18 protein-coding genes are annotated in these 18745 nt (G+C 52.7%); 13 read left to right on the forward strand and 5 right to left on the reverse strand.

All coding sequences use genetic code 11. The features are described 5' to 3' along the window. Positions 1–66: 66 nt before the first annotated feature. Positions 67–936: a hypothetical protein gene (locus ACI5GA_RS06915; protein WP_421422323.1), complete on the forward strand. Its 870-nt coding sequence runs from the start codon at positions 67–69 to the stop codon at positions 934–936. Between the two features lie 264 nt (positions 937–1200). Then, a complete protein-coding gene (locus tag ACI5GA_RS06920; RefSeq protein WP_421422324.1) occupies positions 1201–1668 on the forward strand; it encodes a hypothetical protein in 468 nt (155 codons plus the stop codon). A 313-nt stretch (positions 1669–1981) separates the two neighbouring features. On the opposite strand, the gene ACI5GA_RS06925 is transcribed toward ACI5GA_RS06920, so the two are convergent. Then, entirely contained in the window at positions 1982–3229 is a 1248-nt protein-coding gene (locus ACI5GA_RS06925) for a phospholipase D-like domain-containing protein (RefSeq protein ID WP_421422325.1), read from the reverse strand. Positions 3230–3436: 207 nt separating this feature from the next. After that, entirely contained in the window at positions 3437–3805 is a 369-nt protein-coding gene (locus ACI5GA_RS06930; protein WP_421422326.1) for a histone-like nucleoid-structuring protein, MvaT/MvaU family, read from the reverse strand. 707 nt (positions 3806–4512) lie between these two features. Between ACI5GA_RS06930 and ACI5GA_RS06935 the strand changes: the two genes are divergently transcribed. Then, positions 4513–5508: an aldo/keto reductase gene (locus ACI5GA_RS06935; RefSeq protein WP_421422327.1), complete on the forward strand. Its 996-nt coding sequence runs from the start codon at positions 4513–4515 to the stop codon at positions 5506–5508. 1126 nt (positions 5509–6634) lie between these two features. Here ACI5GA_RS06935 and ACI5GA_RS06940 read toward each other — a convergent pair. Both ACI5GA_RS06940 and ACI5GA_RS06945 read right to left on the reverse strand, forming a co-directional pair. Further along, positions 6635–7276, reverse strand: coding sequence for a DUF1109 domain-containing protein (locus ACI5GA_RS06940; RefSeq protein ID WP_421422328.1), 642 nt, complete (start codon positions 7274–7276; stop codon positions 6635–6637). Then, positions 7263–7850 carry a sigma-70 family RNA polymerase sigma factor gene (locus tag ACI5GA_RS06945; RefSeq protein ID WP_421422329.1) on the reverse strand — a complete coding sequence of 196 codons (588 nt, stop codon included), beginning with the start codon at positions 7848–7850 and terminating at the stop codon, positions 7263–7265. The genes ACI5GA_RS06940 and ACI5GA_RS06945 overlap by 14 nt, the downstream gene beginning before the upstream one ends. Before the next feature lie 206 nt (positions 7851–8056). On the opposite strand from ACI5GA_RS06945, the gene ACI5GA_RS06950 reads away from it, so the two are divergent. The 8 genes from ACI5GA_RS06950 (at position 8057) to ACI5GA_RS06985 (ending at position 14547) form a co-directional block, all read left to right on the forward strand. After that, on the forward strand, positions 8057–8332 hold the full coding sequence (locus ACI5GA_RS06950; RefSeq protein ID WP_421422330.1) for a DUF2282 domain-containing protein: 276 nt from the start codon (positions 8057–8059) through the stop codon (positions 8330–8332). Continuing rightward, positions 8332–9183, forward strand: coding sequence for a DUF692 domain-containing protein (locus ACI5GA_RS06955; protein ID WP_421422331.1), 852 nt, complete (start codon positions 8332–8334; stop codon positions 9181–9183). Before ACI5GA_RS06950 ends, ACI5GA_RS06955 begins: the two co-directional genes overlap by 1 nt. Further along, entirely contained in the window at positions 9180–9947 is a 768-nt protein-coding gene (locus tag ACI5GA_RS06960) for a DNA-binding domain-containing protein (RefSeq protein ID WP_421422332.1), read from the forward strand. Before ACI5GA_RS06955 ends, ACI5GA_RS06960 begins: the two co-directional genes overlap by 4 nt. Then, positions 9947–10399 (forward strand): DoxX family protein, encoded by a 453-nt coding sequence (locus ACI5GA_RS06965; RefSeq protein ID WP_421422333.1) that lies wholly within the window; start codon positions 9947–9949, stop codon positions 10397–10399. The genes ACI5GA_RS06960 and ACI5GA_RS06965 overlap by 1 nt, the downstream gene beginning before the upstream one ends. 272 nt (positions 10400–10671) lie before the next feature. Further along, positions 10672–11226 carry a carboxymuconolactone decarboxylase family protein gene (locus tag ACI5GA_RS06970; protein WP_421422334.1) on the forward strand — a complete coding sequence of 185 codons (555 nt, stop codon included), beginning with the start codon at positions 10672–10674 and terminating at the stop codon, positions 11224–11226. 57 nt (positions 11227–11283) lie between these two features. Beyond that, complete coding sequence (locus ACI5GA_RS06975) at positions 11284–12006, forward strand: SDR family oxidoreductase (protein WP_421422335.1); 723 nt, start codon at positions 11284–11286, stop codon at positions 12004–12006. Between the two features lie 788 nt (positions 12007–12794). Continuing rightward, positions 12795–13433, forward strand: a complete 639-nt coding sequence (locus ACI5GA_RS06980; protein ID WP_421422337.1) for a glutathione S-transferase family protein — start codon at positions 12795–12797, stop codon at positions 13431–13433. Positions 13434–13449: 16 nt separating this feature from the next. After that, the gene (locus tag ACI5GA_RS06985) at positions 13450–14547 is read left to right on the forward strand and encodes an alkene reductase (RefSeq protein ID WP_421422339.1); all 1098 of its coding nucleotides are present in this window, start codon (positions 13450–13452) and stop codon (positions 14545–14547) included. A 635-nt stretch (positions 14548–15182) separates the two neighbouring features. Here ACI5GA_RS06985 and ACI5GA_RS06990 read toward each other — a convergent pair. After that, the gene (locus ACI5GA_RS06990; protein ID WP_421422340.1) at positions 15183–16088 is read right to left on the reverse strand and encodes a LysR family transcriptional regulator; all 906 of its coding nucleotides are present in this window, start codon (positions 16086–16088) and stop codon (positions 15183–15185) included. 273 nt (positions 16089–16361) lie between these two features. Between ACI5GA_RS06990 and ACI5GA_RS06995 the strand changes: the two genes are divergently transcribed. Together ACI5GA_RS06995 and ACI5GA_RS07000 are read left to right on the forward strand one after the other, a co-directional pair. After that, positions 16362–17111 (forward strand): YkgJ family cysteine cluster protein, encoded by a 750-nt coding sequence (locus ACI5GA_RS06995; RefSeq protein WP_421422341.1) that lies wholly within the window; start codon positions 16362–16364, stop codon positions 17109–17111. Positions 17112–18050: 939 nt separating this feature from the next. Next, on the forward strand, positions 18051–18740 hold the full coding sequence (locus ACI5GA_RS07000; RefSeq protein WP_421422342.1) for an SDR family NAD(P)-dependent oxidoreductase: 690 nt from the start codon (positions 18051–18053) through the stop codon (positions 18738–18740). The last annotated feature ends 5 nt before the right edge of the window (positions 18741–18745 follow it).

The following is an 18745-nucleotide window of genomic DNA, read 5'->3' on the forward strand; positions in this document are numbered from 1 at the left end:
ACAATCGAGCGGCAAGGAAGTAAAGCTTCTGCATTGCAATGATCAGATATCAAAGGACTCCTGCGCATGACCAAGCATTACATCAAAACTCAGCCGCTCACCGATTCGCAGATTGACATCCTCACTCATGGCCCGGCTACCTCCTATTACGGTGATGAACTCCAGTTCATGGTGAAAGCCGGTCTGATGGAGATGACACTTTACGGCCGGAAAGATTTTGAACGGGAAGGCTTCAAGGGCGCACAGATCAGTAGGCGTTTTAGACCCAGCGCACGCGGCATCGCCAGCCTTTCAGTCGTTGCTCCAGAGCGCCTTCCTAATGCTGGTCTGCGTGATCGAGTGAAAATGCCACCTCCAAAGCAGGAGATTTCCTGCCTTGCTCTCGGACTGCTGCTTTACAGCTTGGACTCCAGCGTCATGCGGTATCACATGGTCGATATATCGCAAGGTGCCTTGTATTGCGCCAAGCATGACCTTATCCGGATGGGGCTTCTTCACGACCCACTCTTCAACAACCTGTCGTATGAACCTGACGTCGTTGAATACACGCCGGAAGGCGCAGCGATAATTTCCGACATTGTGCAGGCGGCGTCTGAAGATTACGGAGTCGACTTGGCGCAGACGCCCGAGGCGCTTTCAGTATTGTTCCTTGCGGCAGGTGGATTTCAGCAGGACACGGTTTCCACTCTTGATATTACTGCCCAGCAATGGAAAATCCTGGAGCATCACAACTTTGCCACCATCACTCAATCGGATGGAAGTCATTCGAGCCTAAAAATTCATACACCTTTGGTAATCAGCTGGTTTGAAGGCATAAGCAAACCATATCCTTACACCACTCTTGGACAATTTAATCTCAAGATCACTGAAGATCAGAAAATATACCCAGACGTGATTGCTCAATTCACAGTCCACAATCCCAACAATGGATCCTGAGTTTGGGATGACCAGGCTGCTCAAGAGGTGTATGGGCTCACCGTGTGCCGCGAGTTGAGGTCAAGCATGCGCGAGGGCGCCTCCAGGCTCGGAGACGCCCCTGCTCAGATATGGTTAGGTCAACCGTCCGATTTTCCTCACGAACAGCCCGGATCACCTCGCGGCTTTTTTATAGGCAGCTCGGGCGCGACACCGCTGAGCACCGCCAACTACAGATCACTTTTCATAGCTAATAACAGTCCGACCGTGAAAGATGGAGCCCCCATGAAAGACGTACTCACGATTAATCACACCTCGGAACGCTCGATCGACATACGAGCACGACGTGAAATCAGCCTCAATCTGGATCCATCGGAAGGAACTGTACAAGACATCACGCAGGCTGAGCATGTGCTTATCGTAGGCGATCATGGCATCCCATACTGGGTTGCAAAAATTGAACATTTCAGCATAAGCCCTGGTAGCAACAAGAAGCACATCACAATCAGGCTAGGTAAGCTCGTATCTTTATTCGAGTCATTCGCACAAGTATCTAAGCACATTCAAAATCATCGCCTTACCCACGCCAAAATCACCAAGATGGATGTTGAAGCGTTATTCAGGGTTGGCACCCTCATAACAGCAAGTGAAGATGTGAGCTTTAGCGCTCTCACTGCCAATGAAGCCGCAACACGTTTGGCCTGGACTTATGGTGTTGCGGCCAGCCAAGTCGAGATCTCAATTAAGCTTTGATTTAATGCATCCCCGGCGCTGCGACTAATTTGACTTGAGCCCACGTCCGATCAGTGGGCTCACTACTCTTTACGTCGCGTTACCAACGGTATCGACGCGCAATACTCCCATCCAAATATCTTAAGGCAGTATCGACAAAGCCGAATCGGGTCATCAGTATCGTACCTATGCGAACTTCTATTCCGTCCTCGCGCGCGCATATCAAGCCTCCACTCCATCCCTGAGCACCAAGCGGACACCATCAAGTCGAGCACTCGAAATGACACGAGAATAGGGAAATCATCCCTAACTTCACTGGCCATATTCCCACTCACTAGATTGGAGGACTTACCTCAACGTCAAAATAAGTATGCCCACTCAGCGTTCCCAGTCTAAGCTGACATTGCGTGCCTATCCCGCCAAAAAAACTACCAGCGCGAATACCAAACAGCTTGTCACCATCGACATATTCGAAAGGTGTCATGATTTCCTGCAAAATCCGGCGCTTGAATTCCACCTCATTTCTTGCGACCCACCTGACAACTTCACTGCTCCTGTGAGCATATTGCCGGATGCCTTTAGGCTCCCTTGCAGTTCCACGGACTGCTTCCCCCATGATGAGCTTCTTACCGGTAAAGATCATGGGTACTCGACTTACGAAGGTTGTCCCACTTTTGAATTCAACGACTAGGTTGCACTCCTCTGTCATTTGCATCAGCGCGCGGGGGTTGAAGCTCAACCTTACGCTCAATCCAGGTAGATCGTTGAAGATGTCACTCTCGACAAACATTGTTCTAGCGATGAAAGTAAGATGCCGACCTGTGAGCCTAGCCCACCCGAGTTTACCGTCAGCCAAAATACACAGATAGCGCTTGTTCAGATCCAGACGTTCCCTATTGCTGCCCCATTGAGTCAGATCGGATAAAAATTTCAGTGTAGTCCCCCTATAGTTTCCCGGCTGACAAACTTTTCCGTGCTTGACCATTTCGGTTTTCTTCTGGCGCTTCAGAGAGCTACGAAGCTTATCGTTCGCAGACTCAATGCGAATGCGTTGTTCAACACGCTTATCAAACGCCAAATTGTGAACATTAACCAATGCCTGCATCTGCTTGTATTGTTCCTGCAGAGCCGCCATATTTCTCCTCATTTCCTCAACCATCGCTACAGTGATACGGGTTGAACTGGCGATCCAACGCTGGATTTGCGTATCTACACTCGCTATCGCATTTTCACCCGTCAAATGCACTGTAACCTCCTTGTTTAGCCGATGTCCCCTAGATGTCAGGTTTTGACTACCGATAGTCACGAAGCTGCTACCATCCGTGACCACTTTGGCGTGGAGATTATCAACCATGAAAACCTGCCTGCCCTTCTTCACGAGCGCTGTGATTGCTGCGAGCGATGAAGAGTTGGATGCAAAAACAGCAGAGTTAAAAAGTGTGTAGATATTCGCGCCCGCTGGACTATCTGCCAACGAGGACACCGTATCTCCCGTAATGTAGGGTGACAGAACGATGATCGGCGTCTCAGCCTGATTCGCATCCCTTAACCAACGGCCTGTCATGTCAGTCTTTACGAGCATTCATCCATCCTTAAAAACTTTGGGAAGCCGGCGCGCGCTCAGCAGCGACGTTGGAGCACGATTTAAACCCGCGCTTCTGACAACAGTACCATTGCGCCCCCCCCCAGGACGCTGGTGGAAAGCGCTGGCTCCGGCCCAAGCTTGCGTCATGGCACACCTAATGAAAAACCGCCCTTCGAGGCGGCTTTTTTCATTCAAATGCGAAGATCACTGAGCAAGCCAGGACTCAACCTCATCGCTGCCATGCTCAGCTTTCCAGGCCTTCAGTGTCTTGTGGTTGCCGCCCTTGGTCTCGACGATCTCACCATTGAACGGGTTCTTATAAACCTTCACTGTGCGTGCACGGCGAACAGCTTTTTCAGGAGCAACAGGCGCGCCCTTACGGCTGGCACCGTGCGGATCCAGGATATTGATCACGTCCTTCAGGCTGCAGCCATACTGGGCCAAGAGGTCGCGCAATTTGGTTTCAAACTCGATTTCCTTTTTGAGGCCATCATCGTTTTTCAGGGTTTCCAGCTCGGCCAACTGCGCAGCCAGCTGTTGTTCGAGCTTACGGAATTCGGCGAGGCGGGACATTGGTTGCTCCATGAATGGATAAATGGCGTAGACGTTATACTAGCTCAAATCAAGAGTCATTGCTTATTTGACACGAACGAGTGATTAGGGACATCAAGCTTTCTCTGTACCGCTAGCATGGTAGACCGAAGCGCCGTAGGTTTTGACGACATCAGTGAGGGATCTTTGCAGTCATGATCCTGCTTCTCGTCAGCGGGAGTGAAAGATTTGCAAGCGACGCTTGAGGGGAAGTCTTCCGGCACAAGTTTAACCTAAGATATTGAAGATGCTTCAGTCCGTAACTCCCTTACCAGGAGCCATTGCCCGTCCACGATTGAAACGTCGTGATGCTCCGTCAACAAAGCCGTTTTTTTGTTTCGATATAACGTCAAAAGAGCAAAGCTGCGGCACGCGATGAAAATATCCAGAAATGACGACTGATTATGCTGGCTATCACGCAAACGAGAAGGAGCTTCGCATGGTAGTTATTCGTGAGGACGAGGTGGTCGAACATCAACCTAACGGAAGCTACCCACCGCATCGCAATGAGTTCGAGAGGAGCGGCACAACCTGCCCCGAGGTCAACAACCCTTTGTTTCCAATCAGCGCTTTGTTGAAATGATCCCAACCTTTGGCTCCTGATGCGGTCATCCTGAGATGCCAGATGAACGGCCAATTTTTTTAACACGCTATAGATGCTCCAACCTAACCGACAAAGCGGAGGCTTTATGCAGTACGTCAAACTAGGAACGACCGGTCTCGATATCTCCAGGCTATGCTTGGGATGCATGACCTTCGGTGAGCCAGACGCAGGCACACATCCATGGACACTGGGTGAGGAAGCTAGCCGCCCGATCATCAAACATGCCGTCGAGCAAGGCATCAATTTCTTTGACACCGCAAACAGCTATTCGGCCGGAACGTCGGAAATCATCTTGGGCAAGCTACTCAAGGAATACACTCGCCGCGAAGAAATCGTGATTGCCACGAAGGTGTTCTATCCGTCGAATATGTGGGAGGGCTCATCAAAGGCGAACGAAAAAGGACTGTCCCGCAAAGCCATCATGGCCAATATCGACGCCAGTTTGAGCCGCCTGGGTACTGACTACATTGACCTTTATCAGATTCATCGATGGGATTACGACACCCCTATCGAGGAAACAATGGAAGTGCTCAACGACGTCGTCAGATCTGGGAAAGCGCGTTACATCGGAGCGTCCTCAATGTACGCTTGGCAGTTTGCCAAAGCCCAGCATGTAGCTGCATCCAGAGGTTGGAGCAAATTCGTTTCTATGCAAAATTTTGTCAACCTGCTCTACCGGGAGGAAGAGCGAGAAATGATCCCACTGTGCCTTGACCAAGGTGTCGGTCTGATGCCATGGAGCCCACTGGCCCGGGGCCGGCTGACACGGCCATATGGCGAGCAAACGGAACGTACCCGAACAGACATTTCAGGCCGGGCATTTTTCCAAGCAACTGAGGTAGAGGACGGCCGAGTTATCTCGATCGTTGAACAGATTTCGAAAGAGAAAGGAGTGCCCATGGCTCAGGTAGCGCTCGCCTGGGTGCTAGGGAAGAAAGGTGTGTCCGCACCAATCGTCGGGGCATCAAAACCTGCTCAGCTTGACGACGCGATAAGCGCGTTGAATCTAGTGCTAAGCGAGGAGGAGATTGCACGTCTGGAAGCACCCTATGTTCCGCACGGTGTCACAGGCTTTTCCTAAATCAAGTGTGCCTATTCATCAGGGTAGTGACCGCTCTCTGATGAGTAGAGATATCGAAACTCGCCATTAACATTTTCGAGCAGGGTTACGCCAAGCTGAATAAGTGTCCATGTAGCTGTCCCGGCTGTAACAGGAATGGCTCGACTAACCACTGAACGTGACCTTTTAAGAGACGCTGAAGCTTGGTTTGCCAAGGAGCTAGGCGCGCAAGACGGTAATCCCACGCTGCCGTAATGAGTACCTGGTAAGCCTTTATCAGTGCCCGAGGGTTTGCGCCAGTGGCTAGTACGCTCCGCCGGATCGCAAGGCAAGCCCACTTGTTCAAAAGTATGCGCACCCAATCAAGCATATTCGGGAGATTCCCTAAGATAGCCGGAGTGCGTTCAGAGCACCGGCAGTGCTAAGCCGTGAGCGTGAACCGCACTGCACGCTTGGGTGCGGCAGAGCGAATCTACCGCGGGCCACGCCTGGAACGACTTGGCTATGCAACAGCCGTCGTTAGTCGTCAAGCAGACGTGAAAACCATTTTGGCTCGAGATTTCACTGTGCAGGAATCGGAGCGAATGGGAATGAAGGACTCACCTACGTAGCAAATCTGGAAGACAAACTCGTGCGGTTCGTAGAGCTTAACTTGTTGGGCAAGTTGGCGACCCTCTCCTAGGGCGCAACAGCGTAGATTGGGCAGTTGATGACTTGCCCGGTAGGGATCGCCATTGACATGCCAGGGTGATTGGTCAGTGACGCTGCATTGGGATCGCGGTCGCCAATTCGCCGGTACTGGCTATCAGCGCTTGCTAAATAGGATTAAGCAGGATAAGCGCTGTTGAGCTTCGCGACGGTAACGCTATTTTTGAAGGCTTCTTCGGTCAGCCCAACGCGCCTGACCATCATATTGAACTCGTAATGAAATCAGGGCTTAGCTATTCGAAACCATCGCCCCAAACCAACTATTGCCCCGTAGGTTTGACCAGGAAGATCCGAAGTTGTAAGCCCTTTTTTAGCTGTCACCGGTATGTGAACACGCCTTTAAGTCCGAGCTCCCAAAGGGGGTCAGTGCCCGCCTGAATGTTCCTTCATAGAACATTGATCGGAGCGATAGCTTTGAGAATCACACTTCGAGGGGCGATCACCATCTGAGTAGACGTGGCCCCAAAACCGCACCTATCAGAGCTGGAATCAGCATACCGGAAAGATACCAGATCCCCCAGAAAGGTATGCCCATTTCTGGACAGTGCAAACAGTATGCAAGCGTTGCGATCGCCCCCGAGAGCAAGCCTGCCCCGCCACCGGCCAAGCGAAAACGGGTTGGGCACATCGCCTTAAGTGCCCAGAAATTTGCGATGAAACTAGGTATTGAGAGTAGTGCAATGTTGAGCGGACATACCCGCCAGGAGTTTCCCAGCAATAAAGGCATCTGCCCTCCTACTGGCGCCTTGACCAGTGCAATCGCTCCGCCCAGCCAAATCAACAAAATTGGTAGTGCGAGTAAATACCACGTCACCCCTGGTTCCACTCCCGGCCGGGAAAGCTTTGCCGTGAACCAGAGCGCACCAATTCCTAGAAAAGTAGGGAACGCGACTTTTACCCAAAAGATCAGTGTATGAGCAACGATGCAGAGGTCTGGCCGAATGCCAAACAGTACGCTTGTAAGCAGAGCGGCGCCGACCGCGCCTACCAGGAGGGCAATGGTAAGTCGGCGCGCAAGCAGATGCGCATCGACTTTGCTAGTCTCTGTCGCTAACAGAGCGATCAAATCATCCGTTCTCATGGTCTCGCGTTCCTCTGATTAACACCGCTAGCGCTTTCAGTCCTCTATGGATGTTCACTTTCACCGCCGAGGTGGACTGCCCGATGAGAGTGGCAGTTTCTTGCACTGACAAACCCTCAAGCTTCACATGGATGATAGGCAAACGCTCCCTAGCAGGTAACTGCTGTAGCAGCCGCCCGATATCCCGTTTTGCCTCCACATGATTCTCATCAGTTTGGGCGAATAGATCAGACTGTTCATCAAGAAATTCGTCGCGGTCACCCCTCCGTGCCGCGTTGCGGAAAAAATCCGCAAGCTTGTAGCGGGCAATCGCGTGGATCCAAGCGGTCACACGCTGGCCTGGATCGTAAGTCTGGTGGGCATTATGAACGGCCAATAACACCTCTTGGACGAGATCTTCTGCATCGCCAGGTCGGCGCTCAAGTCTTCTCCGAACAAACGAGCGAAGGTGGACAGACACAACTCGTAAAAACTCCTGATAGCTCGCACGATCTCCCCGTTGAGCATCAACCAGCAGCGTCTTTAATTGCTGTTCCAAAGCCAGAAAATACGCGTGAGTACTACTTCGTTGCATGGTGCGTCCTGGTTACATCGCATCAAAAAAATCAACGGGAGGGGCAGCGCCGCAAGCCTACAGGCGAGCTTGGCAACCGACAAGCACCCTGCGCTGACGCTCGTGTGCAAAAAAAAATACAACCGCTGTAACCGATGTGAGTGTTTGCGCGAATTACCTATACGTCACCTACACAGGCGACCGCTCATTCACTAGGAGATAACCAGATGAAATCGTTCACCCTCACTGCCGCAGCCATCGCACTTGCAGCACTTACCAGCACGGCTATGGCAGATGATGCGTCCAAAGGCGCTGCGATGGAAAAGTGTTACGGCGTATCCCTCGCTGGTAAGAATGACTGCAAGGCCGGGGCAGGTACAACCTGTGCGGGCACCTCGAAGGTCGACTACCAAGGCAACTCCTGGAAACAGGTTCCTGCTGGCACCTGCACCAGCATCAAGACACCAAACGGAAATGGATCGCTGACTCCCAAAGGCGTCTGATGTCGGTGCCGTCGGCTATACCGCGCAACGTCGGGTTGGGTGCAGGCCTGAGCCTCAAGCCTGAACACTTTACCGACGCGCTAACATCTTGTGCGGCAGGACTTTGGTTTGAAGTCCATCCCGAGAACTATATGGTCGGCGGCGTACGCCGTGCATGGCTAGAGCGGATTGCTAAAAAACATCCGCTTTCCCTGCACGGCGTGAGCTTATCCTTAGCGGCCGACAGTCCTCCTGACATCACCCATCTTCGTCGTTTGAAATCACTCATGGAAACAGTCAAACCTGCGCTGATTTCTGAGCATTTAGCGTGGTCAGCCTGGCAAGGTAGGTATTTTCCCGATTTGCTCCCCTGCCCTCGGAGTAAGTCCGCGCTGTCGCGCATATCCGACAACATCAAGTTAACCCAAGATTTTTTAGGAACCCGGATAGCAGTCGAGAATCCCAGCCACTATCTGCGGATGGAGGAACATGAGCTACATGAACCAGACTTCCTTGCTCAAATGACAGACCGTACAGGATGTGGTCTGCTACTAGACATCAACAATGTTTATGTAAGCAGTCATAATCTGAACCACGACGCCGACATGTACCTTAAAGAATTCCCTGTCAACGCAATTATGGAAATACACCTTGCAGGTCACAGCCTCGACCAGCCAAGCGACTTATTGATTGATTCTCACTGTTCGCCAGTCAGCGACCCGGTATGGGCCCTGTATACGGGACTTGTGAAACGTATAGGTCGTTGTCCGACGTTAATTGAGCGCGACGATCAGCTACCTGCCTTTGAGCAACTGATGGCAGAACGTTCAAGAGCGCAAAGTATTCTCGATGTCAATCTGGAAAAGTCATGACAGGTAGCCTCGCTTCATTTCAGGATGCATTTGTAGAGGCCCTCTTCCACCGTCCGAACGCAGGCCATAGGGACGTATTTGAGCAGCCGGGGTTTGCTGTATATCGCAATAGCGTAATCAAGGCCTGCCTTGATGCTTTGCGTGCAAATTACCCTAGCACTGAGCGCTTGGTTGGTGCTGACTGGTTCACCAGCGCCGCCTATCAATATATGAGAAAAGAACTGCCCGCTGACGGACGTCTAATTTTTTATGGTGACGGGTTCGCCGATTTTCTAGCCAACTTCGAACCTGCGCAAGAATTATCCTACCTTCCGGAGGTTGCGCGCTTAGACCGCCTCTGGATCGAATCTTTCAGTGCGCAGATCCAATCACCACTTGAAGTTTCGGCGCTCGCCACCGTTCCCCCCGAAGATTTGGGAAACCAAGTCCTACAACTCCGATCCAGCACCCGCTGGCAGTGGTTTGAGTCCCAGCCAATTTACACTCTCTGGTACCACAACCGTAACGACCGGACTCTCCCTGAGCCAATTGAATGGCGGGGAGAAGGGGCATTGCTGATCGGAGATGTTGATGGAGTAAGCTCCTACCCTTTGTGCGAATCAGAAACGTGCTTTCTCTATGCCTGTAGTCAGCAGCTATCTTTAGACCAGGCCTGCGAATTGGTTCAGCGCTCTCACCCAACTAGAGATCTAAATGACCTAATCGGGCGGCTGCTAGCCGCACAAGCGTTCACTAATTTCCACCCACTTTCGAGGTCGGTCTAATGCTTTCTAACTTGTCATCAGAAAATTGCCGCTCCAAGAGGATAGTTGCCCTGCTCAATAAGGGCATAGGAGACAATCTTCTGTTACTCATCGCTCGATTAGGTATCGCATCGGTATTCTTCTTATCAGGGCGTACCAAGGTAGAGGGCCTTCTGACAATTACACCCAGCACCTACGAGCTGTTTCGTAGCGAATACGCACTTCCACTCATTCCTCCAGCAATTGCTGCGCACATGGCCGCTTATGCCGAGCACCTCTTTCCTGTATTGCTGGTACTTGGCTTCGCGACTCGCCTATCTGCCTTGGCACTCTTTGGGATGACATTGGTAATCGAAATTTTCGTGTATCCCGACGCATGGCCCACGCACCTGACCTGGGCAGGCTTGCTGCTCTTACTCGCCGGGAGAGGAGCAGGCGCGTGGTCGGTGGATCGGAAAATCGGCTGGGGATGATTACTGTAAGGGTCTGTGGAACAACCTTTTCAAATGCCAGATTTAAAGGCGATGTCATTCATCTGATGCCGCCCTTACGAAGCTCGACACTGAAATCTCGCTAGCTTCATGTCGTCATGTCTTCGACGATTACAGCAACGCATCTCATTGCTTAAAAATCTGCTCATTCCTGTAGGGCATGAGTCATATGGCCTCCCGATACGTTCCGCAGGCGGTAACAGAACCGCAAGATAGCGTCAGCACTCTTGCTGACCCACTTAAGGAATATTGTAATGACCACATTCACCCGTTATACCCTTGACACTGCCCCGGCTGCCTCCAAACCTGTTCTGGAAGCGGTGCAAAAAGCGTTCAGCTTTGTACCTAATCTGCAAGGCAACATGGCTGAATCGCCGGAACTTTTGGCCGGCTACAGCCAACTCTGGGATCTGTTTGGCAAGAGCACGCTGACCCCGCACGAGCAGCAAGTTGTGTACCTCACCGCCAATTATGAAAACAATTGTCATTACTGTATGGCCGGGCATACCACCCTGGCCAAGATGATTGAAATGGCGCCTGAGGTGATAGACGCATTGCGTGCCGGTAGCGTTATTCCGGATCCCCGTCTGGAAGCCTTGCATGTGTTTACAACTGCGGTGGTACGTGATCGCGGCTTTGTTAACGACGACGGCATTGAGGCATTTCTCGCTGCCGGCTTCACGCGCCGGAACGTGCTGGAAGTGGTGCTGGGCGTCGCCACAAAGGTCATGAGCAACTACACCAACCACCTGGTACACACTCAGCTTGATCCGTTCATGAAAGGGAACGAATGGACTAAGCCGGTCTGATTGCCATTGCATACCTTCACTCAACCAGCCCAGCATAGGCTGGCGTCAGGAGCACACATGACCATGCGAACGTTTTTGATCACCGGCGCGAGCAAAGGAATAGGCCTTGCGCTAGCTCAGGCATTATCGGATGCCGGGCACCGCGTTGTGGGCATTGCCCGTCACGTGGAGAAAGTGGATTTTCCTGGCACTTTGGTTTCGGTTGACCTTGAAGATCGCGCAGCGACCGAGCAGGCCTTGGCTACGCTGGCCGAACAGTACACATTTGACGGCTTGGTGAATAATGTCGGGTTGGTTCGCCCGCAAATGCTGGACGATGTGCATCTCGACGATTTTGATGCCGTCATGCGTCTGAATCTGCATTCGGCAATTCTCGCCACTCAAGCCGTTCTATCTGGAATGCGCGAGCGGCAGTGGGGCCGAATCGTCAACATCTCTAGCCTGACTGTGCTTGGAGTCACTCATCGCACGGCCTACGCCGCTGCTAAGGCCGCACTGATCAGTTTTACCCGCTCTTGGGCGCTGGAACTGGCCACGACCGGTGTCACCGTCAACGCAGTGGCCCCTGGGCCGACCGAAACGGAATTGTTCCGCGCGAACAACCCTCCGGGCAGCGAGGGCGAGGCCCGCTACCTGTCCAGCCTTCCTGTCGGCCGCTTTGGCCAGCCGCAAGAGATCGCTGCGGCCATCGCATTCCTGCTGTCCGAGGGCAGCGGTTTCATCACTGGCCAAACATTGTTCGTCGATGGCGGTGCCTCTATTGGCAAGGCTGCGTTTTAGACAGGTTTGCGTTTTAACCTCCAGGTTGAGATAAGCACCGCAATGAGCGAAGCCTATGCTTCGCTCATTTTTTGCTATGCGTTTCTTGCCATTTCAGATCGGACAAACGATAGGTCGATTGGCTGCAACGCAGATCTTCGTCAGCGTGCTTCAAACGGGAACATTTTCCGCAGCCGCGTGGCGCCCCAAGCTTGGCGAGCACGAAATATTGAAAACCAGCGGACAGACTTGACGAGTGCCTCGACGTGCGGCCGCTGCGGCCTCGTTCCGACTCAAGCGGTAACCGCCTACTACCACCGTGCCAACCATCCCGTTGAGGAATTCAATGAGATCGACCTCGAAGCGTGTAGTGCAGGCAGTAAATCGCGCGGCCTCTTGCATTCTACGCGACAATGGCCTTCGCACATGTATTTTCAAGCTTGGGCACATTCATCGACGCACGCCCCTGAGCAAAACGAAGAGTACTCATGATTCTCCAAGCAAACTGGATGCATTGAAAGCTGATTTCGATGTTGGCGGGCCAATCCGTCGACGCTCATGATCAAGGTCTCGAACGCCCACCAATAAAGCGCTGACCCGTAGTCGAAATATGTTCAGCAAGGTCGCCGTCAATCGAGGTATGCAGCACTGGATGTTTATTCCAACCGGGCATGAGTCATATCGCTGGACTCCGTCTTCTCCGCTTCAACGGTTCCGATCAGACTGACCTACATCGTAGCCACTTAGCTCGGGCGTTGCGTTGCTGACTACGCAACGCATTGGCCTCTCGTCGATTGAGGAATTGTTCCATGTTGACTGTTCATGCTTTTGCCACCCCCAACAGTGTCAAAGTCCCTATTGCTCTCGAAGAGCTCGGGCTCGACTATCAACTACTACCGGTGAACATTCGCCAGGGAGAGCAGAAACACAAAGCGTTTATTGCGCTAAACGCCAATGCGAAAGTGCCGGTATTGACCGATCCTGTGGGTGATAACGGTCAACCGATCGTCCTGACTGAATCCGCGGCCATCCTCGTCTACTTGGCAGAACGATATGGGCAGCTACTGCCTTTTGAGGGGGTCGCGCGCGCCAGAGTCTTCGAACAACTGTTTTTCCATGCCAGTGCACTCAGCCCGGCATTTGGGCAGTCCGGCTACTTTCAAAAATTGGCGAGTGAGCCAAACCCTGCGGCGATTGCTCGATTCCATGGCGAAGCCAAACGTACGCTTGCTGTGCTCGATGGAGTACTGGCAAACAACGCGTACGTCGCAGGGGAAGATTTTTCAATCGCCGATATCGCTCACTTCGGCTGGCTGTGGCGTAAAGAGTTTGCGGGGGTGGATTTCGCTGAAAGCCCGCACGTTGAACGCTGGTTTCGCACGGTTAGCCAGCGTCCAGCTGTGTTGCGCGGAATCGAACGCACCAATGCCCTCATCCCTCAAGCCTGAGAAAGGATTTTAAATCATGATCACTCAGCCACTGTTCACCCCAACTAAAATGGGCCCCTTTAAACTGGAGCACCGGGTTGTCATGGCGCCCTTGACGCGGATGCGCTCTAGCGAGGGCAATGTCCCCAACGAATTGATGGCCGAGTACTACGCACAGCGCGCTACTCAGGGGGGGCTAATCATTGCCGAAGCCACGCCGGTTTCACCTTATGGCTTTGGTTACGCGGGCTCGCCAGGAATCTTTACTCAAGCGCAGGTTGCCGGATGGCGCAAAGTTGTTGACGCCGTACATAAAAAAGGGGGGTTGATATTTCTGCAGTTGTGGCATGTTGGCCGGCAGTCCCACCCACTGCTGCAGCCTGGCAATATTGACCCAGTCGCTCCATCGGCAATCAGGGCTGAGGGTGAGGCTTACGCGAAAACAGGGCCGGTGGCTTTTGGCATGCCTCGCGCTTTGGCCCTTGCGGAGATACCAGACGTCGTCGAGTCGTTTCGCCGGGGCGCAGAACTGGCTAAGGAGGCAGGTTTTGATGGTGTCGAGATACACGGCGCTAATGGATACCTTCCTGACCAATTTTTGCAGGACGGAACCAACACGCGCACTGATATATATGGCGGCCCCATCGAAAACCGCGCCAGATTCTTGCTGGAAATTACACAAGCCGCGATTTCAGTCTGGGGCGAAGGCCGAGTCGGCGTTCGCCTTAGTCCTTCGAGCAGCTATGGCTCAATGCATGACAGCGATCCAAAGGCGACTTTTGGTTATGTCGCCCAGCAGCTCGACAAGATGGGGCTAGGTTATCTACATGTTGTTGAACCAAGAATCAAAGGTAATGAAACTATCGACGAAAGAGCAGAACCGGTTGCAGCTCGGTATCTGCGCACGCTTTTCAAAGGGCCGATCATTGCGGCAGGTGGATTTCAAGGGACAAGTGCGCAGGCGCTCATTAGCGAAGGTAGTGCCGACCTGGTCGCGTTCGGACGCGCATTCATAGCCAATCCTGACCTCGTGAGGCGCCTGCGGGATGACCTCGCACTAAATACCTATGACCGGGATACGTTCTATGGCGGCGATGCGGCTGGCTACACCGACTACCCATTTACTGGCAGCTGACACCAATACGTGACGCCTTGTAGCCGAGGCCGAGGCTGGTGCTGATAATCGGTATAGCGATGTTTTCAACAACGAAATCATGTTGAAGCCACTATGAGGCGCAAATATTGCGGGCGCTTATAACGGCTTCGTCTGTGAAATCCGGCGAAAAGCTCGGCGTCGATTTCCACGGCAGAGAAGCACATGTCTGAGACTGAACTGGCGGTTTGCGCGGAAGGTTGTGCTCTCTGCTTTGACGCATCAACGATTGAACACGGCGGTTTCACCGCCCAAGGCGGCAGGAGCTAGACCTGATCTACTTTTCATAGGTAGACCTCTCCCTGTAAAGTACATCCTGAGCGCCGGGTAAACTCTACACGCTTAGATGGGCGAAGCGGACGCGGATGAGCAGTCAGTGGAATGCACGGCGCTGGTCAGATGATGACTTTCTTCTACCTAAATCAGGTCAGTCCCCCCGACCTAGCAGCAACTGCTCGATCTCACCGGCCCGCTGGATAGTCAGATGAGTTAGCATGCCATTGGTACAGGCTTAAAACTCATACTGGCTTATTTGCATTGGCGGTAGGCCCATTTATCACGCAAATTTTGCTCAGCTGTACATACCCGTAGCTTGTACTTCGGCTTGGTCTCTCCCGTCAGTCAACAATAGATGCTACGAATGCAATAAATGCCTGTGTTTTAGCAGGCAAGTGCTTGCGCGATGGGTAAAGAGCATAAAGGGGAAATCGTTCATCCGACCACCCAGGAAAAATGTCAATCAGTTCACCGCTGGCTAACCATTTCTCGACACCTAAGGCCATCACTTGAGCTATACCATAGCCGGCCAGACAAGCCGCATGAAGCGTCCCCACATCACTAACCAACAGCTGGCCCGGTAAGGTCATCTCGAACTGTTTACGCCCTTTTGTGAATCCCCAGGTAAACGGACGTGAAGTTTCTGGATCTCGGAATTGGATGCAGTTGTGATGTCCTTCCTCTAGCTCCCTAGGAGTTTGGGGAACTCCACAACGCGCAAGGTAAGCTGGCGATGCCACGGTGAGGATCCGGGTTTCGAGGATTTTCTTTGCGACCAGCCGCGACGGCTTTGGATCGCCGAATCGTATCGCCAGATCAAACCCGTCTGCGACTATATCGCCCAACTGCTCCCGCGCTACCAAGTCTACCTTGAGGGTGGGATGGGCACGTAAAAATTTATCTAACTGAGGCCCTAACACTAATTGGGAAAAGAAGGGATGCACGTTGACCCTTAGCTTACCCCCTACGTTACCTTTACCCTGCAAGGCCTGAGTCGCCGCCTCCTCCAGCCCCTCCAGCAGTGGCGAAATGTGATCGAACAGTTGTTTACCCTCGTCAGTCAATGAGACCGAACGAGTGGTGCGATCAAAAATTCTGATCCCTAAACGGCTCTCAAAACGTGAGATCGACCTGCTTACACCCGAAGGAGTCATATCCAAGGCCTGCGCTGCAGCGGCAAAGCTGCCGTTGCTGACCACGGCAGCCAGCACGCCCATGCCATTGAGGATTCGTTCATCAAAAGGCATTCACATCCACTCCGGTTTGAGACTCGAGACCCTTTTAAGCAGTCGCACGCAAAATTGTGTCGCGCGCACCACGATTATCCGAGGCTGAAAGGCTGCCGCGGTCTTCCACTCAACAGAGTCCCCTTTATCAAGATCTTATCCCTTGATCGTCGAAATCGGGATTCGTTGCCCAAAAACCTGCAAAAAAAATCAGCCCAGATGTCTGTAACAAACCCTCTAGCCCGAGCGTAGCAACCCTGCCAGAAGTCCACCTTATCCGCGACGAGACTCAACGTGAAAAGCCCTATTCAGTTTGAATGCACGATGTGTGGCACCTGCTGTCGGAACAGACTCATCCCGCTCACGGTAAGTGAGTCCATTCAGTGGCTGAAGCGTGGTCACAGAGTCGCCGTTCTAACTGAAGCATTCAGTGAAGATCAGTGGGTGGGCACGGGCGAAGAGTATCGACATCAACTACAGAGGTCTTTTGAAGTCAAATCAAACGACCGCTCTGTTCGAGTGATCGTGATACTTGCCGCTGATGCGTTAACGAAATGCCCTAACCTGGAAGAGAACAACGGTTGCGCCATTTATGCCGATCGACCCCATGTTTGTAGGATATATCCGCTGGAAATCAATCCATTCATTCAAATGAGACCGGAAAATAAATGCTGCCCTCCCGAGGCCTGGAGCTCCGGCAATGTGATCTATGAAAATGAAACACCTGTCGACGAAAACGACCGACTGCTGATCGCGTCTTCGCGCAGCTCCGATCGACGAGATGCATCAATGAAGTCGCGCCTGAGTCAATCGCTTGGTCTCAATGCTGCTGCGTGGAAGGGTGATGGATTGATGTCTTGGAACCTAGATCCCGCTGAAGTTCTTCGAGCCCTTCTGCTCGATGACTCAACCGACAGCTCCAACTCGTGGGCCATTTACAGCCAAAACGAGAATCTGGCCCGTGAGCTCACCCAGAGGGGCATCCTGACCTCTCACAAGCTACCCCAAAACGCTCACTATTATTCGCTCACGAGCTCTCAATAACGCAGGCTTCGTAACTATCCGCACTTTTGAGGGTTATCCCAGGAAGCCTTCAATGCTCTGTTCGACACCTGCCTCCAAGGCGTTGTACACCTTGCGCTTGCAGCTACAGAGTCATGCGCTCAGTGCAGCGAAACCATTCTGCAGTTATCCTCGGTTGGCGGACGCATGGGTACGCCGAGATGAACGGCTTATCACGCAGCGAAATGGGCGATAGTACGCTTTACCGCACCGTTGATCCGGGAAGCCGAAGCGCCCAGTGGCCCCGTGGACATTACCGGTTGCTCGCAATACGTTCATTGACTCGGTTCGCAGTGGACAATAGCGACTTACCTATCTCTCGAAGATCTCACCGTGACGCCTCCGTATATGGAGATCTTGATGTCGTGGACTTGAACGTGAACAACGCCATGTTCGAATAGATGAGCACCTCACAGGACAAAGTTGTTTGATCGATTTGCATTGAAGGTGAAAGCATCTGCGACTTACCGCGCGACGTGAAAATGACAGAAGTCGAAGCCGGGGTCGCTCTGCACAGATCAATTCGCATCTTGTCAGAGCTTTATTACGAGCTAACGAACATACCTGCGCCAAGCTGTTCGTCTGACGTTCATCACGTTCCCACCATTCTCGCACGCCCCTTCAACGCTCCCCCAAATTTACAACCCGCGCTAGCGTTCGATGATTCGTTCGCTCTCTCCCTGTGGAACGTCGTTTACACGTATTCACAGGCGCGGTACGTCGCTTCCCTGAACTCAAACGTACCGATGATCTCGTCAGCTCGTGAAAGTTCGACATGATCGATAAAACCATTAGTGACTTTATGTCATCACTCATTTGACAGTTGATGTGTCGATCAAGACCACCACGGTTGTTAGCCTGACCTCAATTGTTACAGCCCAGTCCCACGCCGGGTAAGGGCCTCAATCAGGAGAGTTGGACATGAGCAATAAATCGACCGCTTTGGTGATAGGCGCTTCTCGCGGACTGGGTCTGGCGCTTGCCGAGGAATACCTGACGCGTGGCTGGCAAGTCATTGCTACCACTCGAAGCAGCTCTGAAGGTTTGAACAAACTGCAACGCCGCTTCGGCGTTTCGTTGGAGATCGAACAAGTCGACGTCGTTGACCTTGAGTCCGTCAAGAGTCTGCGCAGCCGCCTCGAAGCACGTGAGCTGGACACCCTGTTCGTAAACGCTGGCATCTGCAAGGCCAACGAGCTGACGCCTGTTCAGGTCGCAGAGAAAGACTACCTGGACATGTTGCTCACCAACGCACTTAGCCCAATGCGCGTCATCGAGTTGTTCCATGACCGCGTCAAAGCCAATGGCGTCGTAGCCGTCATGTCCTCGGAGCTGGGCAGCATCGCGGACAGCACTGGCTTCTGGGAGCTTTATAGCTCCAGTAAAGCCGCCTTGAACATGCTGATGAAAAGCTTCCACGCCCGTCACGCTCAAGACACCCGCGCGCTGCTGCTCGTCGCTCCGGGTTGGGTTCGTACCGATATGGGTACTCAGGATGCGCTGCTGGACGTTTCTGAAAGCATTCCGCTGGTCGTTGACGTTGTCGCACGCAACGCCGGTGTTCCCGGCCTGCGCTTCACCGACCGCCACGGTAATCAACTGCCTTGGTAAGCAGT

Origin of the sequence: Pseudomonas sp. Pseu.R1, assembly GCF_045764065.1 — a bacterium.
Lineage (GTDB): Bacteria > Pseudomonadota > Gammaproteobacteria > Pseudomonadales > Pseudomonadaceae > Aquipseudomonas.

Excerpts from the sequence above, each read along its gene's own strand:
- ACI5GA_RS06915 (WP_421422323.1), top strand. The coding sequence starts at position 67 with ATGACCAAGCATTACATCAAAACTCAGCCGCTCACCGATTCGCAGATT.
- ACI5GA_RS06940 (WP_421422328.1), bottom strand. The coding sequence starts at position 7,276 with ATGAGAACGGATGATTTGATCGCTCTGTTAGCGACAGAGACTAGCAAA.
- ACI5GA_RS06935 (WP_421422327.1), top strand. The coding sequence starts at position 4,513 with ATGCAGTACGTCAAACTAGGAACGACCGGTCTCGATATCTCCAGGCTA.
- ACI5GA_RS06965 (WP_421422333.1), top strand. The coding sequence starts at position 9,947 with ATGCTTTCTAACTTGTCATCAGAAAATTGCCGCTCCAAGAGGATAGTT.
- ACI5GA_RS06925 (WP_421422325.1), bottom strand. The coding sequence starts at position 3,229 with ATGCTCGTAAAGACTGACATGACAGGCCGTTGGTTAAGGGATGCGAAT.
- ACI5GA_RS06950 (WP_421422330.1), top strand. The coding sequence starts at position 8,057 with ATGAAATCGTTCACCCTCACTGCCGCAGCCATCGCACTTGCAGCACTT.
- ACI5GA_RS06980 (WP_421422337.1), top strand. The coding sequence starts at position 12,795 with ATGTTGACTGTTCATGCTTTTGCCACCCCCAACAGTGTCAAAGTCCCT.
- ACI5GA_RS06930 (WP_421422326.1), bottom strand. The coding sequence starts at position 3,805 with ATGTCCCGCCTCGCCGAATTCCGTAAGCTCGAACAACAGCTGGCTGCG.
- ACI5GA_RS07000 (WP_421422342.1), top strand. The coding sequence starts at position 18,051 with ATGAGCAATAAATCGACCGCTTTGGTGATAGGCGCTTCTCGCGGACTG.
- ACI5GA_RS06920 (WP_421422324.1), top strand. The coding sequence starts at position 1,201 with ATGAAAGACGTACTCACGATTAATCACACCTCGGAACGCTCGATCGAC.
- ACI5GA_RS06970 (WP_421422334.1), top strand. The coding sequence starts at position 10,672 with ATGACCACATTCACCCGTTATACCCTTGACACTGCCCCGGCTGCCTCC.
- ACI5GA_RS06960 (WP_421422332.1), top strand. The coding sequence starts at position 9,180 with ATGACAGGTAGCCTCGCTTCATTTCAGGATGCATTTGTAGAGGCCCTC.
- ACI5GA_RS06985 (WP_421422339.1), top strand. The coding sequence starts at position 13,450 with ATGATCACTCAGCCACTGTTCACCCCAACTAAAATGGGCCCCTTTAAA.
- ACI5GA_RS06975 (WP_421422335.1), top strand. The coding sequence starts at position 11,284 with ATGACCATGCGAACGTTTTTGATCACCGGCGCGAGCAAAGGAATAGGC.
- ACI5GA_RS06990 (WP_421422340.1), bottom strand. The coding sequence starts at position 16,088 with ATGCCTTTTGATGAACGAATCCTCAATGGCATGGGCGTGCTGGCTGCC.
- ACI5GA_RS06955 (WP_421422331.1), top strand. The coding sequence starts at position 8,332 with ATGTCGGTGCCGTCGGCTATACCGCGCAACGTCGGGTTGGGTGCAGGC.
- ACI5GA_RS06945 (WP_421422329.1), bottom strand. The coding sequence starts at position 7,850 with ATGCAACGAAGTAGTACTCACGCGTATTTTCTGGCTTTGGAACAGCAA.